Genomic DNA, 18,644 nt, shown 5'->3' with positions numbered 1-18,644 from the left:
ACCTTCCTACAACATTTATAGGTTTTCAAAACCAGTCAAGAGGTTACATCACATTATAAATATTAACTTTCAATGAAGTAAATCCGCGCATCATTGAAGTCCAAATGTTGTTAATTGCTGAGGATTAGATATTCTCGAAACTAACAAGCAATGCAACCTATCGACTGAGCTCAAACTCTTTCTACTGATGCAAAGAACAATAATTGAAGATCTATTGACTATTATAGCAGTGAATATTAGATTAAAAATGTGTAAATTTTAGTAACGAGGAAACCATGCCAGCAAGAATACTTTACGATGGTAGGGAAAGTTGGGACGAAACGGTCAAAGGGATGATTCGTTGGCGAGGGATTGTCTTTGGCACATTTAGCAGCATAATTATTCCAGCTTTGTTAATTTTCATCTCTACAACAGGAGCTCCGTGGTGGACAGATTCCCTAACATGGGAAACCGCTAAAGATGCAATATTCAATGGAGCTATAACCTCACTAGCAATTGGGTCAATTTGTTTCTTCGGCTTACTTTATCTAAGAAAGAGAACTATCAGATCATTAAATGTAAAATACCTATCGCATCAAGTTTCTCATAAAGTAAGAGACTGGCACACTCGATTGAACAAAAATCCAGATGATGTTTCGTTGAGTGGTGCATTAAATGATATCTGCAATACTGTACAAGAGCTATTTAAGGAACTAATACCACAAAAAGACATCCAAGTAATTACACGCATCATATCGGAAAAAGATGGAGAGCTATACTACACAACAGTGTCCAGAACAGGAGGCCTAAGCCCTTCAAGAGCAAAAACCTCTGAACCTATTTCTGCAAATTCTGGATTAGCTCGCTACCTTAGAGAGCGCTCTGGAGGAAAAGGGGCAATTATTTGTAGTGATATTGATAAATCAATCCAATTTAATATACTAACAAATACGCAAAACCACATAACTTATCCTCAAGAAATAAAAAACTTAATGGCTGTTGGACTAAATGCATGGGATGGAACAGATGAAAACATGCTAGGTATACTATTTCTAACATCTAAGAACATAAATGTATTCGGACCCAAGCACATTGATTGTTTAGGCGGGGTTGCAGATATAATTGCAGGGCTAGTATCTTCAATTATAATTAAGAAAGGCAATATAAGTGAGTGATCCTATATGAGACTATTTTCTTTTTCTAGAGCAAAGCCAGAATCTTTTATCACAAATATAGATGATATAGTACCCATTCAAAAAAATAGATCGGTGTCCCTCGAGTTTGCCAAAGCATCAACTAAAGTTATTAAGAAGGAGCAATCACGATCGTTAAGGCGTGGAAAAAAGTTATTGTACAAAAAGCCAATTGACTCTATATCCAAGAGTACAAAGTAACTTTAAAAGACAAAATCTCTGAAGTTTCCTGCTTGGCTATTCACTTTCTTGTATCGACAACGTCATGGTCGACGACAGGGTTTCCTGCGGCCCCACCTTAGCCGCACCGCCGATAATATGGAGTTGCTCGTTTAACGAGACAGAGCCATGTCCGTGACGTGGCTGAGGCAAGTCCGGCAGCGCCTGCCACTGATTGGTCTGCGGATCGTACGCCCAAACCTCATCGAAGGCTTTACCTGCCTGCCAGTTACCTTTCGGGCCAAACACCTCGCCGCCCGACACTATGATTTTGCCATCCAGAACACTGGCCGACAAACCGCCGGAAGCCACCGGCAGCGGCGCAATAGGCGTCCAGGTTTCAGCTTTTGTATCATACACTTCCGCGTAACTCAGATTAGCACCATCCTGGCCTGATGTACGTCCACCAATAACATAGATCTTATGACCAATGACTGCACTGGCAGCAGAATTTCTGACCAGGCTCGCTGATTTCAGCTTTCGCCAGTAGGAGTTGTTAATAAGCACATAGTGGGCGTCGGTATCGACATTTTTACCAGTCTCTCTAGAAACCGTTTTACCGCCAATCACATGAATATTCTTACCGACATTGGCATACACAGATTCAGCCAATGGAATAGGCAGCGACGGGCCGGTGCGCCACACTTGTAGATTACCATCCAGGCGGAATACAGAGCTTTGAATTTCCCAGGCGCTGCCTTTAGCGCCCGTAAAGCCACCGATACCATAAATGAAGTGCCGATTACTAACCATACCAAGGTGGTGACGTGGCGCAGGTAAGGACGGTGCTTTTGTCCAGAATTCTTTTGCCGGGTTAAGTAGAAAGACGTCTGTGCTTGGACCTAGCCCCGAAAAGGACGGAGAGTCAGAGGGTGTGAATCCGCCCCCAACAAAAATACGCTCATTAAATACAGCAGGATATACTTCTTGCAGTGCCATGGGTAAGTCTGGACCTGCTGTCCAGTTGTAGGCCTGGCTTGGTGTGTTGCTCTGGGTGGCCTGAAGTGAACCCGATAGCAGCAGACATAGGATACTTGCTGATAAATGTCGCATTCTTGCTCCTTAAAACTCTGTGATCTGGTTATACGTTGTTGTAATAGCACAAGATCAGATATTGTGCCGTCATCTGACGTACTGTTACCGTAAAATATTACCGACATCAACAAAAAGCCGTTGTATGCACTGCCCAAAGAGTCAGACTGTGGATTTGCGCTGACACTCAGTGAACAGGTCCCGTTTAACCAAATCAAAAATTACATAAAATTATCATATGTAATCTCACGTAATAACATTAAGCAGGTACTGCACTACATTCTCTGGCGACAATACTGTCAATTGAGGGAATGAACATGAGCAAGAAAACGCTAACGAATGAAGTGGGTGCTCCTATTCGTCAGGATAGTGCCAGCATTACTGTCGGTAAAGAGGGGCCACTTACTTTTGACAATATCCATTTATTCCAGAAGCTCTCGCATTTTTCTCGCGAGCGCACACCTGAACGGGTACTCCATGCCAGAGGCACCGGAGTTTTTGGTACCTTTAAACTAGACAACGATCAAAGCGCAATTACACACGCAAAGTTCTTAAACGGAACAGGCAAAGAAACCAAAGTCTTTGTCCGCTTTTCAACGATATTCGGTGGGATTGACTCAAGCGACTACGAGCGGGATCTACGTGGGTTTGCCGTAAAGTTTTACACCGAAGACGGTAACTACGATTTATTAATGCTGAGCTCACCAGTATTTACGGTGCGCGATCCATTAAAACTACCGGATTTTGCTCACTCAGAAAGAAAAAACCCAAAAACCAATCTACCCAGTCCGCAAAGCAAACTGGAGTTTGTCAGCAAGCAGCCACAAACCCTCTCTGCATTTACCTTTGTTAACTCTGACCGAGGCATACCTGCGTCTTATGCCAATATGAACGGCTTCAGTATTAACGCCTTTGTATTCTATAACAAAGCGGGTCAACGCTGTTTTGGTAAGTACAAATTCCAGACTCAGCAGGGAATTAAAAACCTGATCGGGACTGAAATCGCAAGCGCTGATCCCAATGGCGCACAAAAGAAAATGGTTGAAAGCATTGAAAACGGCGACTTTCCTAAATATACCGTCATGCTACAAACCATGACAGAAGCGCAAATTGAGCAGTTTGAACAGCGCTTTGGTTACAACCCATTTGATGCAACAACAACCTGGCCAGAAGATGTTTACCCGTATGAAAGAATTGGCGAATTGACGCTCAATGAAAACGTCTCAAATAACTTTGCCGAAAATGAACAGTCAGCATTTAACCCAGCCAACTTTGTGCCAGGTATAGGCTTGTCACCTGATCGCGTGTTGCAAGGGCGCATGTTCATTTATAATTTAACGCAACAACATCGGGTTGGCACGAATGTTAATCAGTTAGATGTCAACAAACCACGCTGCCCGGCAGGCTTTCACGACTATCAACGTGACGGCAATATGGCCCTAGGTGATAATCAGGGCAGTGGTCCGAACTTTTTCCCCAATGGCGATCCTAACGCCCCACAGCCAGCGCCCTCTGCGCAAGACCCTTATATCATCGCTGGAAGTGATGTAGCCGTAGATAACTACGATACAATCAATGACGACAACTATTCTGAACCCAGAAAGTTGTTTCTGGCCATGGCTGATGATGAGCAGAAGCGTCTTGCGGTAAACATCGCTGACGCATTAAAAGGTGCCAACGACGATACGATTACCGATGCGATTCTGACCGACCTGAGTAATATTGATGACAAGTATTTAAGTCTGGTTCAGCAAGCGCTGGAGTCCGACGATATTTATCGATATCTTCCTCAGGGCTCATATCGCCTCACTTCACAAAATGCCACAGTAGAATTGCAGTGTGAAGCGAGCGATGCAGATGGAGTGGTACGCGAGGTGTCGACTTCTATTGAGCACCTCATTGGCGGGCTGCGTTACGAGCATAGCCAACTATTACCGGAACCCGCAGACGAGCCTTATGATGGTTTTATTCCAACTGGCAGCTATCGTGAACACTGTACTAATATCCGTCTGATATTGACGGCAAGCTGTCAAAAGGAAGATAAAAGCTGGCAGGTGTCTAAGCTGGATATCACTAACCTGCTCTATCCATCAAGCATCGAAAATATAGACGGGGTGCTGACAATTCGCTAATTGGTCAGGTTTGAAGAAACGCCGTTAACGGGGCCGCGCTGAATGTACACATTGCGACAGTCAGCCTGGCCCTTTTTTATCTAAATCAAGCCAAAAGTTCCTTACGCACGATTTCAGCGCCGGCACTAAGTGCATTCAGTTTGCCCCGGGCAATGTCACGGGCAAGCGGTGCCATACCACAGTTGGTGCAGGGGTAGAGCTTATCGGCATCCACATATCTCAGTGCTTCTCTAAGTGTTGCTGCGACTTCCTCAGGCGTTTCTATGGTATCCGTTGCCACATCAATGGCTCCCACCATGACTTTTTTGCCTCGAACCAGGGATAATAACTCAACAGGCACCCGCGAGTTGTGGCACTCCAGCGAGATAATGTCTATGTTCGACTTTTGCAGCTTAGGAAATACTTCCTCGTACTGACGCCACTCTGAACCCAACGTTTTTTTCCAGTCAGTGTTGGCTTTAATACCGTAGCCATAGCAAATGTGTACCGCAGTTTCGCACTTAAGGCCTTCGATGGCCCGCTCCAAACAGGCAATGCCCCAGTCATTCACTTCATCAAAGAAGACATTAAAAGCCGGTTCATCAAACTGGATAATGTCGACACCGGCCGCTTCCAACTCTTTAGCTTCCTGATTCAATACCTTGGCGAACTCCCAGGCCAGCTTTTCGCGGCTCTTATAGTGAGCGTCGTATAAGGTATCCACCATGGTCATCGGACCGGGCAGTGCCCATTTGATAGGTTGATTGGTCTGCTGGCGTAAAAACCGAGCATCCTCAACAAAGACCGGCTTTTGACGACTGATCGGTCCAACCACAGTGGGTACACTGGCATCATAGCGGTCGCGAATTTTAACTGTTTTACGGTTTTCGAAATCCACACCGTCGAGGTGCTCAATAAAGGTGGTCACAAAGTGCTGACGGGTTTGCTCGCCATCGCTGACAATATCAATCCCTGCCAGTTGCTGCTCCAGCAACGACACTCGCAGTGCATCTTGTTTGCCGTCAACGAGCGCCTGATCTTCAAGTTTCCAGGGAGACCACAACACCTCAGGCTGTGCCAGCCATGAAGGTTTAGGTAAGCTACCAGCGGTGGACGTAGGTAAAAGTGTTTTCATAATATTTGCCGTTTATTCTCGTTAACTATCAGGCGTAGTTCGCCGACCACTGCTCAAGCACACTTTGGTAAGGTTTAATAAAGTGCTCATGGGCAAATTTACCCTGCTCCACCGCCAGTCTGCTGCGCTCCTCACGGTCATAAACGATTTGCGTCAGAGAATGGTCCTGGTTTTTCAGATTTGGCTGATAGCGCTGACCGGCAACCGCATTGGCGTTATAAATCTCAGGGCGATAGATCTTCTGAAACGTTTCCATGGTGCTGATAGTGCTGATCAACTCCAGGTTAGTGTAGTCATTCAACAGATCGCCAAAGAAGTAGAATGCCAGCGGGGCAACACTATTTGGCGGCATAAAGTAGCGTACTTGCAGGCCCATTTTCTTAAAGTATTGTTCGGTCAACGAGGACTCATTAGGCTCATATTCATAGCCCAGCACCGGATGGTGATTTTCAGTTCTTTGGTAGATTTTGCTGTCTGACACGCTCAGGCAGATAACCGGCAGTTTTTTAAAGTTTTGTTTATAGGCGCTTGAATTCACGAAATGTTTGAACAGTTTGCCGTGCAACTCACCAAAGCCTTCAGGAATGCTAAACTGTGACTTACCTTTGTTGTGGTCCAGCAGTACCACACTGAAATCATAGTCTCGTACATACGATGAGAAGTTATTGCCGACTATACCTTCGATGCGATCACCGGTTTTGTGATCGATGATGTTGGTTTTTAGCACTTCAATCGATGGGAAAGCCTCTTTGTTACCCGCCACGTCGATATCGACCGAGATGATTTCCAGCTCAATGGCATAGCGGTCACCGTTGGGGTTATCCCAGTTAGCCAGCGCATTGAAACGATTGTCTATCATCTTTAGTGCATTACGCAGGTTGGCCTGGCGGCTTTCCCCTCTGGCCAGGTTAGCAAAGTTAGTGGTGATCCGTGTGCTGTCTGACGGATGGTAGTTTTCATCAAAAATGATGCTTTTAACTGTAAAAGTAAACTCGTTATTCATGGCGTTCTGGTATCCAATATTCTGTGATTAACCCAAATGTACAATGTGCTCTTCCCGGTGCAGCGCATGCACTTAGCCATCGTTAAGCTAGCCTGGCGTTTGGAGCAATTACATTGTTACCCGGACAAGCACTTGAAGAAAAACGGTTTAATTTCACCTAAAACTTGAGTTGTATTCATGGTTGTTGCGAGACTCTGGCATTTTGCAGGGGGCTCATAGAAAAATGGCAACCAAAACGCCTAGAAATAAAAACATCTAGCCATCCAGATGCTTAAATTGAATTTACTTCATGTAAAACGTGAGGAATATTCAAAGCTTATCTGAAAAGCCACAGACATTATCTTGATATACTCGCTCAGAACGTGGCGAACCGGTTACCAACAGACGAACCGTCGATATGCTCGCCACCCGTCTAACCCCATATAATATAATGAGAAAAACGGAATGAGTGACTTGTTGTTATTGATAGCATGCTGCGCCTTATTAGGCAGCGGTGTTGGTTTTCTGGCCGGGCTCCTTGGCATTGGTGGAGGGCTGGTTATTGTCCCGGTCCTGAGCAGTATTTTGCTGTATTTTGCGGTCCTGCCTGCGGAGCAGGTGATAGTTGCCGCCATCGCTACCTCTTTGGCCTCTATTCTGTTTACCTCAACTTCATCAGCCATCGCCCACCATAAAAATGGCAATGTGCCCTGGGAACTTGCCCCCTGGATTATGACCGGGGTTGCGCTGGGTGCGCTGATCAGTGGTTTTTTAGCCGCCATGTTGCCCGAGCAAATCGTGCGCTGGGTCTTCGCCGTCAGTGTGGTCTTGATCGCTCTCAAAATGTTTTTTGGCAGTAACAAATCCGCTTCAGACGAGCGTAGCATGCCAAATAAAGGACTGTTAACGGGGTTTACAACCATCACAGGCGGGCTCTCAGCTATGATTGGTATCGGTGGCGGTGCACTGCTGGTGCCCCTGCTGACGTTTTTCTCTATTGATATGAAAAAAGCCATTGGCTGTGCCTCAGCCTGCGGTATCGTGATTGCTCTATTTGGTTCTGTAGGTTACATCACATCGGGCAGTGCACAGTTTGCCTTGTCAGATGGGTTTGCCGGGTTTGTGTATTTACCCGCCCTATTGGGCATCGTATGTACCTCGTGGTTTACCGCGCCGCTGGGGGCCAAGTCTGTGCAGCATTTGCCCGTTCCGACTATCAAGAAGCTATTCGCGGGCTTGCTGGTCTTGGTGGCTGGGAACATGATTGCCTTTTAGCCCAGGACAACAGGCAGCTGCTTGGCTGCCTGCAATTTTCTCACCTATTCAAATCAGAAAGGATTGATAGAACAAGGCCTGTCAGAGTATATGTAGCAAGGATTTTCGATGGTTTTGCTCGACATAGTGATAGAGTAGTCACCCGATAAATCAACATACAAAGATGCGCCTTCAATTTTTGTTGCTGATGAACTTAACCTGATGTATTGCCCAGCGGCTAAGCTCTTAAGTCTGTCCTTCACCGATACGCCCAGTTGACCAAATCTGTCGTCAGGAATCGCTTTGTCGAGTGAGAACAAAGAAGCACTCCAGCCATCGGTTTTGGTATTAAGATAACCATGGATTTTGCTGCTAATAATACCTTCAACTTTGTTATTAATGTAATTGCTGAGCAAAGGTACGCTAATACCAAAAATCCGGGAGTCGACATCAATGTTTAGATTAATCGGATTCACGTTAAGACCATAAGCCTGGCCTGTGACAAAGTCATACTTTGCCGTGACGACAATATTTTGCGCCGAAACACGCGCATATGCTTTCGCAATGAAAGACGGCACATTCTTGATGGTGTATTTTGCTTTGGCGTTAAACCCAAAACCGTTAACGTTTGCCAGGATCTCTCCATTACCATTTGCCGAGAGTTTAGTAGAGAGGTTCCCAGTCAAGTCCGTATTGGTATATCTGTGCTCTACCAAACCGGTGGCGTTGTTTCGCAGCTCCTGATCCAGCTTAGTATGCAACTCGCTCTTCAACTGGTTGCGCATCGCAACCTGTTTTGACAGAACACGGTAAACGGAATTATGTAAATCAGGCGACACCCGCACACATTTCGTTGAGTTACCCGCTTTGATCCAGACCCTTTGAACGGTCTCATATTGTACATAGCGGTCCATGTTCAGACCAATCATTAAGTCATCACATTCACCAGGCATAGATGCCTGCGCATTTGCAGCAAACAAACCACTCAATACCAAAGGTAAAACGAACTTAGTAACTTTCACACATTTCTCCTTAATTGTTTAATTGCAGTACAAGTTCACACAAACGGTACAATGTTAACGCGAAATTAACCAGTTAAATTGAGGTTACATTTAAATAATTTTTTTGTGACTGTAAAGCCAGCGGTACACTAATGGGTTTTCTGCAACTTTGCCATTGTATTTCCTTACACATGATTCAAAGCCAAACATATGAACTATTTCCATAACAATATCTTGCTCTCATTGAGGGATAAATAGATTAGGCAATCACTGCCAACATCATCTAACTTGTTTCACTAAAAAGCACATTGCAATTATTCTCATACGCGACACAGAATGAAACAACACAGTAATCATTCAAAAAGACTGACTAAACATGTTGATCAATATTGTGAATATCAAAGAGACAACTTGCACATGAGGTGACTTTGCCGGATGAGTAGCGTTTAAAGGGTAGCAAAGCAATACCTTAACGAGTTGATTGAACGGACTATCAGACATGACTCACCGCATTACCAGCTCCCTTATCTGCCAACATGTACTTCTTTGGACATTGTTTTGGCATTTAGCCATCGGTTTCATCAGGTGATATGGCAACTCAGGTATTTGTTGAGTTGCCATATATTCGCCCGACTATCAGAAATCGGGGAACAGGTTACACGCTGTATCGGCGTATATATAACAGGGGTTTTGGAATACCTTGTTACTCATACTGATGGAAAAGTCGCCGGACAGGTCAACATAGAACGACGCACCATCCATCTTTTGTACAGAAGAAGACATCTTGATGTACTTACCTGGCAGCAAGCTGGTCAGTCTGTTTTTCACAGACACGCCCAATGAACCAAATTTGTCATCCGGAATTGCCTTGTCCAGTGAGAACATAGCCTTACTCCAGCCGTTGGTCTTTGAATTCAGGTAGTCTTCAATCTTGTCGCGGATCACGCCTTCAACTCGGCTATTGATGAAATTACTCAGTACAGGAACACTGATACCAAAGATCCTGGAATCAACATCCACATCTAAATGGAGCGGATCAACTTTAAGGTCATAGGCCTCACCTTTCACAAAGTCATATTTTGCGTTAACAGAAATACGCTCAACCTTAACCGTTGCGTACGCGCTCGCAATCATTGAAGGGACATTTTTCAGGGTATATTTTGCTTTGGCGTAAAACCCGAAGCCATTCACATTGGCGAGGATCTCACCATTGTGATTGGCCGTCAGGGTTGTAGACAGGCCACCTTTTAGTTCAAAGTTGGTGTATCTGTGTCTGAGCGAGCTGTTAATGCCATTTTTCAACTCCTCATCCAGCTTAGTTCTGAGTTCCGTCTCCAACTGGTTGCGCAGTGAGCGCTGTCGGGCAAGTACATCATAAACAGGATTGTGAAGATCTGGCGACATGCGCACGCACTTTGACTGACTACCAGCACTGATCCAGAGTCTTTGTACTTCTTCTGATTCATGATAGCGGTTCATTTGAGAAGTGATCATAAAATCATCACACTCTCCGGGCGCTGATGCCTTGGCATCAGTTACATAAGAGGCAGCAAGGCTACTAACGAGTAGAGGTAAAACGAACTTAACGACTTTCACTGTCATTCTCCTTATATCATTTGTGATTTGAGTTCGAAGAAATGGTACACAGCGAAAAATCGCGCAACAATTGAAAACAGGGACAAAAAAGCTCAAGTTTCATCAAGAAACATAAAATTAGCCATATCTTGTAACAGATTTTGCTTTCTTGTCACCGCATTTAAGCTTAACCCTATGATTTATAATAATAGAAAAAGAAAATGTGAGACACTGCTGCATAGCGAAATAAATGCAGCAGCCAACCCTCAATTGTAATCTATGCCCCTTGAAATCCGTTAAAACACCGAAGCAGTAGGCTGCTTTGCTGTCAGGGTAAAGCGCTGCGTTAACCCTAGGCGCTTATATTTAGCACGCATGGCTAGCTGCTTTTCGTTGTTTTTGCCGTACAAGCCATTGTGAAATCGCAGCCCTTGCTTGTGATCAACGCCAACAAATTTGCCCATCACCACGATTTGATCAATTTCGCCCTGGTCGCCATGGTGTGCGGTTTGAGGTGACAGCATTAAACCTTCGATGTGCTTTTGGGTCTCTCCCTGGGTCATAAAAACCTGCGCCTGGATGGCTTTAAACAGCGTATTGTGAGCCTGTTTAAACTCCTCGACGGACAAATGGCCATTCTTATCGGTATCCGCCTTTGGAAAACTCAATGGGTCGATGGCCACCACCAGATAGGCACCTGACTCGTCAAAGTTCAGTGTGCCCTGCTCGGCCACCATTAAATGTGCATGGGCTGCGCTGCTGAGTGAAAGGCCAGCGGCCATCAGTAACCCTGTGATGAAATTGTGCATGCTTAAACCTCCGGTGACTACAGCTGACCTTTGACACAACGCTGAAAATACGGGTAAGTATCGGTGGCATAGTAATGATAGATCCCCTGAGGGAACTCAGGTGTTACGCCATAACGGCCATTACATTCATCCAGATCGCCACTGCCTGCAACGTATTCCCAATCCTGTGCAAACGTCCCTAAGGCGTAAACTGATGTGGCTGGCCGACTACTGCTGACGTTTTGTACCAGCTGATAACTGCCCGTCATCACCTTTAACGCCGACCCAGCGTCTTGTGCATCGCTGTAACCGTAGCGGGCATAAATGGGAAAGCCGTCAGCCGCCCAGCCAATCAGGGTCATACTGGACTCTGAACCACCACGCATCGCAATAAACCCTTCCGGCATTCCGTGATAATGATATGAACCATTAGGCTGAACATGGGCATTGTTATCATCGGTGCCAAAGTCAAAGCTCGTCTGACCAAGCGCTTCTATGTGCCAGTTGCCTGTGTTACCAACCAAGCTACAACTATTGCCCGAGTCGTCACAGGAACCCGCAGTATTCGCATCAATCTTAACGCCATTCAACACATAACCCGTTGCCCCTCTCGGCCCTCCCAGTGTTGATACCGTGTCAGTCTGTTCAGGGGTAAGGGTATAACTGATGGACACCGCCGTTTCACTGATAGTATTGGGGTTCCCCGGGTTGGGAAAAGTGCCTGTCTGATGATCAGGAATGCCGTTCGCAGTGAGTTGCCGGGTGGTGCCTGTGCAACTCCAGTCAGCATTACTGGTCATTTGCACCGACGCAGAGTCATTAAACTCATTATAAAAGTAATCACACAGTACCCCATCGGTCGACCCCGCCGTTAGCGCGGATCCTGTGTCTGTATTCAATTCGGGATCTTCTGACACTGAATTATCAGAGCCGGTGTCATTGTCACTCGTATTATCTGTCGTACTATCGCTCACTGTTACTGAGCCAGAACTGCTGCCACTGACCTCACCGCTTGGTGAACTCGACTGCGCCTGAGTACTGTTATCATCCCCAGATCCTGAGCCACCGCATGCGGACAACACCAACACTGATACCCACACTGCCAACAACGACCTTTTATGCACTGTATTCATACTAATCACTCCCACAGAGCTGAACACCTGATAGCCTTGCTGCTATCTCTGATCTCACTATATGAGTGGATTGTGCAAACACCGCGCAAAGAAAGTGCAAATACTGTGCAAGGTAAAAATACTGCACTGCCAACCAGAAGCCGATTCACCAAAGCAACAACGAGAGCCCAGAAGATGAGAAGTTGTACTTAACCCCTATATCTGAATGTTTCGCTCAGTGTCGCATATCGAGTAGTTGTTTCACCTGATATTTCCATCACTTCCTCTGAGCGTTGGCGCTACCACCTACTTAAACTCTCAATAAATGAAAAGTGACTAATCAACTAAATAGGTACTATTATGCCAAACGAAAAAATCAGATCTATCAAGCAAAATACCTGGTTACATGCCGGCGGAGGTCCCTCAGCAGGGGGCGTGTGTTATGGAATGTGTAACTATATTGAGTCCAAAGATGGCCCCTGGTTTCAGGCCAACAACTATGAAAACGCCGTAAAAAATGCCAGAGATTTCACAGCCATCACAGCAATGATGAATTTCGCAAAAAGTCAGCAAGTGCGTAATTCTCCTTTTCACATCAGTGACGGCATTGAAAATGGCGAACTGGCGTTCAATCGGTTATATCGCATGACAATATGGGTTGGAAAGACGAGTGTACCCAAGCCAAAGCGAGCAAGAAACCATGAGTTAATCGTATGTACCGGGTCAAATCACGACGAGATAGTCTATTTCGACCCTAACTTTGGTTTCTTTCACCCGAGCGAAGCAGGGAAAAACAACAGAGAAGCATTAGAGTACTGTATTGCCCGCATGTATGCCGACAATAACAGCGATGTTGATCTGTTTGGATACACAAACATTAGGGCCCTGAACAAAAAATCTCCACAGGGGTACCCAGCAGGATAAGCACCGATTCAATCAGAGCAGTTGATATTACTGTAGTACTTTAATAGCGTCATAACCAATCAGGTGAATGATAAACGGGAGCCTCATTCATGAGGCTCCCATCTTGTACACGATGAATTTAATATCGGGTTTGCAGAGCACCAGCCAGCACCGACCTTTGAGCTGGTAAAATCACACTTATCACCCCAACATAGCAAAACATGCAGTAAGACAAAATGTTAGAGTAACTTCTCCATGAACAGTAACGACTGGCCATGATATTCACCCCGATCAAACTGATTATATCCCTGCTTTTGATAAATATGGATCCCGCGGGCATTTTCACTAAACACATCCAGCCAAATACGTTTACGTCCAAGCACGTCGATGCAGTATTGTTCCATGCTGCTCATTGCATGTTGACCAATCCCACGGCCTTTTTCACTAACCACAATTCTGCGAAACTCGACACTGGAAGTACCATCCAGAGAAAGAATGATAAAGCCAACCAGAACTTGGCTCTGGTAAATAGATAAATAAATTACCTGGGCTTGTGCCATCGCGGCAAGGTGTTGCTCTGCGCTATAGGGAAGAATAAAACCTGCGGTATCACTCGCACTTTCCATCTCCACAAAACGCTCAACCTCTACAATTTTTGATTCTTTTAATTCGATCACTAGACTTGCCTTAAAATGACCCCATACCTGAGTCTCTATCTGTTTGTATATTCACGGACAGCGGGTTTAACCGCTGTCAGCTACTTTAACAGGATAAGACTCAACTGTACCAGGCGTTATGCAGACGTTTCCTGGCTGTGTGGAGACCACGAAATGCACTGTATTTGCGGCACCCAGATATACCCTTGCTTGTCGCAGCCATAGGTCATCCCCTTGGCACTAATCTGGTACAGCCCGGCAATATACAAACAAAATATGGCATCCAGTGCGTCTTCATTACTTTTAAGCGCTTGCCCGCTCAACGAGTCAATATGGGCCTCAGTCAAAATATAGGAGAACCGCTCTGGTATCTGGAGTGCCAAAACCTTTGAGGAAGCGAGCTGTGCAATTAAACTGGCCAACGCAATCTGACCAGCTTTTCGCGTGGTCACATCCCCTTTTTTATAAAGCAGCCTTTCGGGTAACTCAAAACACTCAATCATCGCAGGGTGCGGATAACACTCAATTTGCCATTGTGAGTCAGCCAAATGCCCAAACCCAAGTTCCTGTAATGCCATAGAGAGTACAACACTTGACGCATCGGGATATAAGGTGGTGTTTGAGGTATGACAAGACGCTTTTCGCGAGCCATAGTCCCTGCTAAGTTGCTTTTCACACTCCCGCTGGCCAGTCTGATTTTCAATGATCAACGGCGCATCAATCGCTATGCCAGTAAGCGAAGGTTCGTTCGCGATGAACGCCATTACATCAGTGATCCCAAACAGTGTGGACTCCAAGGCTTCCAGAGACAATACACCTCGCTCCAATTGTCCGATTGCCGCCGCGGATGGATTCTTTTCACTATGCCAGGCCAGATCGAGTCCCATCAACTTCATGATATTCTCCTTTGCACTTTGTTATTTTTATTAGCCATGTTTTACCTGTTTTACCGTACCTCGGTGGCCAGTTTTAGTAAATGTGCACTGAAGTTCAGGCCACGCCGCTTTGCATCCGTCAGGTTAACGCGAAAACTGAGATTATTGGCATCGGCTATCAGGCCTATCATGGCCCCCTGACGAAACCCTTCGCTGGTATCGGCCACCACTAACACCGGAGACTGTTCCAGATCTTCCAGCCAGTATTGGGTTTGTTGGCGGTTTTGCTGGCTTAAAAACAGAATATCGCATTGCGATACTTGCGCATTGTCGGGCAACTCAATGACTTCCGTGTCATCATCCACTTCCTGCTCGTGCAGCAAAGAATTAATGGCCTTAAAGAGATCGGGGTTTCCGACCACACAAAAGCTCAGTTTATCGGGCGGAGGCGGCGGCCATTTACTAAACTGACTAAAACGATATAAAAACGCCGCCTTAAGCTCGTTTTCACTCAGGTTCTGAGCCTTTCCCTCAGACCAGAACAATAAAAAAAATACCGCAACAAGCAGCTTAATCATTGTTCCAGCTCCAGTTAACCGACAAGTGCACCTGACGACGACGTTGCAGATAAGGCACAAACCCGTCGTCGGTAATATCGAGTATTTCTTTGTCGGTAATATTCCTGACGCCCAGAGCAACGAATAAGTCCTCCTCGTTTTGCCAGTTTACACTGACATCATGACTGGCAAAGCCCGGTAAATGACTGTCAAAGGTTCTTCTTTTACTGACGGCATAAGAATTCAAACTCAGCGTAAAGCCTGAACGACCAAGCGGTAAGCTAAAACGCACCTTACCGATAAACTCCGGCGAGTTGGCAATACCAAACCCACCTTTTAGTCGCGAGCGCTGAATAGCTGTGCTGGCGATCAGTGACATACCGTTGGCCCAGCGTTTGTCCGCGCCAAACTCAAAGCCATGACTACGAATAGGTGGCGGATTAAAGTAGATTGGCCGGAAGAAATCCTGATGGATGAGGTTGTCTATGTTGGCGTAGTACAGCGTACTAAACGACGACAGCGAATCACTCCATCGCTGTACCAGGCTGATTTCATTATAATCAATGGTTTCATTGTTTGGATTAGGCTCATTGAATACGTTGTTCGCATTTCGTTCGAGGAAGTTTGCAACTCTGAACGCCCGGCTATGGCGCAGTAACAAGTGGTGGCCTTCTGCGACACTGTATTTGGCAGTAAAACTGGGTGACCATCTGGCTGAACTAAAGTCAGAATTATCATACCTCAGCGCCCACTGAAATTTGAACTTAGGGGTAATACGCCACAAATCTTGAACATACACACCATAGCGATTTTCATTGCTTTTTTGCTCAAAATTAAACTGCGTGGGAAGGCTGGAGCGGGAGCTAAACTCCTGCCGGTGGTCTTTTTGAAAGTCTATTCCCACCATAAATTCGTGATTTTCGACCCCCAAAAACACCAGCTGACCGTCTACATTGCTCCAGCGCCCCGAATTCATTGGGCGGACAAATTCAAGCCCGCCATCAGGCAAGATAAGCGGAAAGTTACGGATCAGATCATTACCATGGGTCGAGATATGAAAATACGCCTCTATGTCATCCGAGATGGTGTCATCAAAGGTCAGCGCCACAAAATAGGCTTCATTATCGAGCGTCTCAAGCTCCGGCGTCGTATTCACCGGCGCTCCCGAGCGCAGTACACTAAACCCATCAGGGAAACTGCGTTGGCGCCGAGAAGCTGCTGCCTGAAACTGAAAACTGCCACTTTGATGGCTGAACATGGCTCTGCTGCTACTTTCTTTGTTCAAATGTTGCCAGGCCAGCAGTTCGGGCGGTGCGCCCGGTACAGGAAAGTCGATAGAGCGTAACTTAGAGCCGCTCAAAGAAAGCCAGCTATCCGCGCCGCCTTGTGAACGAAACCCGGCGGTTATCCGGCCATGCTGTGTTTCATCGTTGGTTGCAGAGAACGCGGTGTTCAGGCCACGTAGTTTGCTGCTGGTCTTAGTGACTATGTTAATTACTCCAAGCAGCGCGTTATTCCCATACAAAGCCGCAGATGCACCCGGGCTATACTCCACCCGCTCAATCAGTCCCACATCGACAAAATTTTCGTAGCCTATGAGCCCGGCATCTAATAGGTTTTCGTTCATTCTGGTGCCATCCAGCAAAAACAAAAAACGCGAATTAAAGTCCCCGGGCCGACCTATTCCCCTTGCGCCTAGGTAAATGAATGAGCTGTTATCCCGGGTCGTGATCCCAACAAACATAGCCAGAATGTCTGCCAGTGATTGCAGGTTAAACTGCCTGATGTCCTTGTCGGTGACCACATGAGTCACAGCCATGCTGTCACTGCTGGAGCGTTCAATTCTGGAACCCGCAGAAATTTGCGTATTACTGGGTAACTGATTGAGCTGCTGACTCAGTAAATCTTCCAGATCGGGCAGCGGGTCGTTTTGAGCCAGTGCGTTAGCTGAGAGCAAGTAAATGAACCCGGCGATAAGATACAGCTGCTTCATACGGGTGCCTGTTTGCTAAATACCTTAAAGTTATTTTTTCCTGCGCGCTTGGCTGCATACATAGCATCGTCGGCGCAATTGAGCAGATCCATAGGCGCGTCAGCATCCAGCGGCGTATAAGCAAGACCAATACTAATACCGATTGGCATCACAGTGTCTTTAACCATGATAGGCCGATTAATAATAGTCACTATCCGTGCGGCCAGCTTCTCGGCATTCTCCGTTGATTCAATGCTGGGCAGCAATAACGCAAATTCGTCACCGCCCAGTCGACAGAGCAGATCATCGCTGCGGATCATGGCGCTGATCCGATTTCCAACCTCAATCAGGGTTTCATCACCCGCATCATGACCATAGTTGTCGTTGACGAACTTAAAGTTATCCAGGTCAATGAACATCAGACAACTAAGCGGCCTGGGATTACATCCCTCGCAGGTTATTTCTTTGAGTAACTGATTCAGGGCAACCCGGTTTGGTAAATTGGTGAGCGGATCGGTGCGTACCATTTGTTTGAGTTGCTGACCCTGGGCCTGCTCCTGCTCCAGTTGTTGTTTCAGCTCCGCCTGAGAAATGTCCACACGCTTGAGTAACTCATTGAAGCTACGCGTTAGAATACCTATTTCATCGTCCCGGATCACATTGGCGCGCAACTGAAAATTGTGCTCACTGGACACTCGCTGAGCCAACTCCGACAAAGTGATCAGGGGCATCAGAGCCTGACGCTGCACACGTGCCAACAAAAACACAGACCCAGTGAACAAAGCGGCGATCAGTAACGCCAGCATAAGCACCAACTGCAAATACCAGTACATCATGCCGGTTAAGTCGAGCACCATGATCAGGTCACCTTCAAGTTTGCCCTTGATTGACACCGGATAATATAAGCGCATTCGCACGCCTTCGTATTCGCGCTGGGATTCAGTACCAACTTGTTGATATAAAGAAGAAGACGGCACAAAGCTGGGCTTGGCATACTCACTGAACACTTCACCTTTGGCATTGCGCAAAGACACAAACAGCACATCTTTATTGATCCCGACTAACTCAAGCTCTTTGCTGGCAGTATCAGCGTCATTAAAAACCAGCATAGGCACCACGTTATGCGCCAGCTGAGCAAGGTTAATTTCTGCGGTTTCAGCCTGACGGTCGCGAACCACAAACCACAGTAATATCGAGGTTAGCGAAAAGACCAATAGCATACTGCTTGCCATCACCGACAAGTTAAGCTGAGTTAATCTCTTCACAAGAGACATAGAAGGTAACGGCTCGCTCAAGTGCC

At 46.2% G+C, this 18,644-nt stretch carries 16 protein-coding genes; 4 read left to right on the top strand and 12 right to left on the bottom strand.

What is annotated here, in order from left to right:
* Positions 1 to 275 precede the first annotated feature (275 nt).
* On the top strand, positions 276 to 1,154 hold the full coding sequence (locus MHN31_RS07585; protein WP_239443943.1) for a hypothetical protein: 879 nt from the start codon (positions 276 to 278) through the stop codon (positions 1,152 to 1,154).
* 255 nt (positions 1,155 to 1,409) lie between these two features.
* On the opposite strand, the gene MHN31_RS07580 is transcribed toward MHN31_RS07585, so the two are convergent.
* Positions 1,410 to 2,444, bottom strand: a complete 1,035-nt coding sequence (locus tag MHN31_RS07580; RefSeq protein ID WP_239443942.1) for a kelch repeat-containing protein — start codon at positions 2,442 to 2,444, stop codon at positions 1,410 to 1,412.
* Between the two features lie 296 nt (positions 2,445 to 2,740).
* Here MHN31_RS07580 and MHN31_RS07575 point away from each other — a divergent pair, with 296 nt between their 5' ends.
* Complete coding sequence (locus MHN31_RS07575) at positions 2,741 to 4,555, top strand: catalase (RefSeq protein WP_239443941.1); 1,815 nt, start codon at positions 2,741 to 2,743, stop codon at positions 4,553 to 4,555.
* 85 nt (positions 4,556 to 4,640) lie between these two features.
* On the opposite strand, the gene MHN31_RS07570 is transcribed toward MHN31_RS07575, so the two are convergent.
* Complete coding sequence (locus tag MHN31_RS07570; protein ID WP_194867805.1) at positions 4,641 to 5,669, bottom strand: methionine synthase; 1,029 nt, start codon at positions 5,667 to 5,669, stop codon at positions 4,641 to 4,643.
* Between the two features lie 28 nt (positions 5,670 to 5,697).
* On the bottom strand, positions 5,698 to 6,672 hold the full coding sequence (locus MHN31_RS07565) for a DUF1852 domain-containing protein (RefSeq protein WP_239443940.1): 975 nt from the start codon (positions 6,670 to 6,672) through the stop codon (positions 5,698 to 5,700).
* A gap of 444 nt (positions 6,673 to 7,116) precedes the next feature.
* Between MHN31_RS07565 and MHN31_RS07560 the strand changes: the two genes are divergently transcribed.
* Entirely contained in the window at positions 7,117 to 7,926 is an 810-nt protein-coding gene (locus tag MHN31_RS07560) for a sulfite exporter TauE/SafE family protein (RefSeq protein WP_125560524.1), read from the top strand.
* Positions 7,927 to 7,979: 53 nt separating this feature from the next.
* On the opposite strand, the gene MHN31_RS07555 is transcribed toward MHN31_RS07560, so the two are convergent.
* The 4 genes from MHN31_RS07555 to MHN31_RS07540 form a co-directional block, all read right to left on the bottom strand.
* The gene (locus MHN31_RS07555; RefSeq protein WP_125560522.1) at positions 7,980 to 8,927 is read right to left on the bottom strand and encodes a hypothetical protein; all 948 of its coding nucleotides are present in this window, start codon (positions 8,925 to 8,927) and stop codon (positions 7,980 to 7,982) included.
* Positions 8,928 to 9,542: 615 nt separating this feature from the next.
* Complete coding sequence (locus tag MHN31_RS07550) at positions 9,543 to 10,502, bottom strand: hypothetical protein (RefSeq protein ID WP_125560520.1); 960 nt, start codon at positions 10,500 to 10,502, stop codon at positions 9,543 to 9,545.
* 275 nt (positions 10,503 to 10,777) lie between these two features.
* Positions 10,778 to 11,290 (bottom strand): hypothetical protein, encoded by a 513-nt coding sequence (locus MHN31_RS07545; protein WP_239443939.1) that lies wholly within the window; start codon positions 11,288 to 11,290, stop codon positions 10,778 to 10,780.
* Between the two features lie 17 nt (positions 11,291 to 11,307).
* Entirely contained in the window at positions 11,308 to 12,402 is a 1,095-nt protein-coding gene (locus MHN31_RS07540; protein ID WP_239443938.1) for a YHYH protein, read from the bottom strand.
* Between the two features lie 339 nt (positions 12,403 to 12,741).
* On the opposite strand from MHN31_RS07540, the gene MHN31_RS07535 reads away from it, so the two are divergent.
* Positions 12,742 to 13,305 (top strand): hypothetical protein, encoded by a 564-nt coding sequence (locus MHN31_RS07535; RefSeq protein WP_239443937.1) that lies wholly within the window; start codon positions 12,742 to 12,744, stop codon positions 13,303 to 13,305.
* Between the two features lie 218 nt (positions 13,306 to 13,523).
* Here MHN31_RS07535 and MHN31_RS07530 read toward each other — a convergent pair whose 3' ends face one another.
* From MHN31_RS07530 to MHN31_RS07510, 5 genes are all read right to left on the bottom strand, one after another.
* On the bottom strand, positions 13,524 to 13,961 hold the full coding sequence (locus MHN31_RS07530; protein WP_239443936.1) for a GNAT family N-acetyltransferase: 438 nt from the start codon (positions 13,959 to 13,961) through the stop codon (positions 13,524 to 13,526).
* Positions 13,962 to 14,077: 116 nt separating this feature from the next.
* Positions 14,078 to 14,836: a DUF429 domain-containing protein gene (locus MHN31_RS07525; RefSeq protein ID WP_125560510.1), complete on the bottom strand. Its 759-nt coding sequence runs from the start codon at positions 14,834 to 14,836 to the stop codon at positions 14,078 to 14,080.
* A gap of 50 nt (positions 14,837 to 14,886) precedes the next feature.
* The gene (locus MHN31_RS07520; protein WP_125560508.1) at positions 14,887 to 15,393 is read right to left on the bottom strand and encodes a YfiR family protein; all 507 of its coding nucleotides are present in this window, start codon (positions 15,391 to 15,393) and stop codon (positions 14,887 to 14,889) included.
* A complete protein-coding gene (locus MHN31_RS07515) occupies positions 15,386 to 17,365 on the bottom strand; it encodes a TonB-dependent receptor (protein WP_239443935.1) in 1,980 nt (659 codons plus the stop codon). The genes MHN31_RS07520 and MHN31_RS07515 overlap by 8 nt, the downstream gene beginning before the upstream one ends.
* Positions 17,362 to 18,639, bottom strand: a complete 1,278-nt coding sequence (locus MHN31_RS07510) for a sensor domain-containing diguanylate cyclase (protein ID WP_125560504.1) — start codon at positions 18,637 to 18,639, stop codon at positions 17,362 to 17,364. Before MHN31_RS07510 ends, MHN31_RS07515 begins: the two co-directional genes overlap by 4 nt.
* Positions 18,640 to 18,644: the final 5 nt, after the last annotated feature.

This window comes from Pseudoalteromonas sp. McH1-42 (genome assembly GCF_022347845.1).
In the GTDB taxonomy this organism is placed as follows: Bacteria; Pseudomonadota; Gammaproteobacteria; order Enterobacterales; family Alteromonadaceae; genus Pseudoalteromonas; species Pseudoalteromonas rubra_D.
The sequence above is the reverse complement of the archived record's forward strand: the minus strand, read 5'-3'. Positions and strand labels throughout refer to the sequence as shown.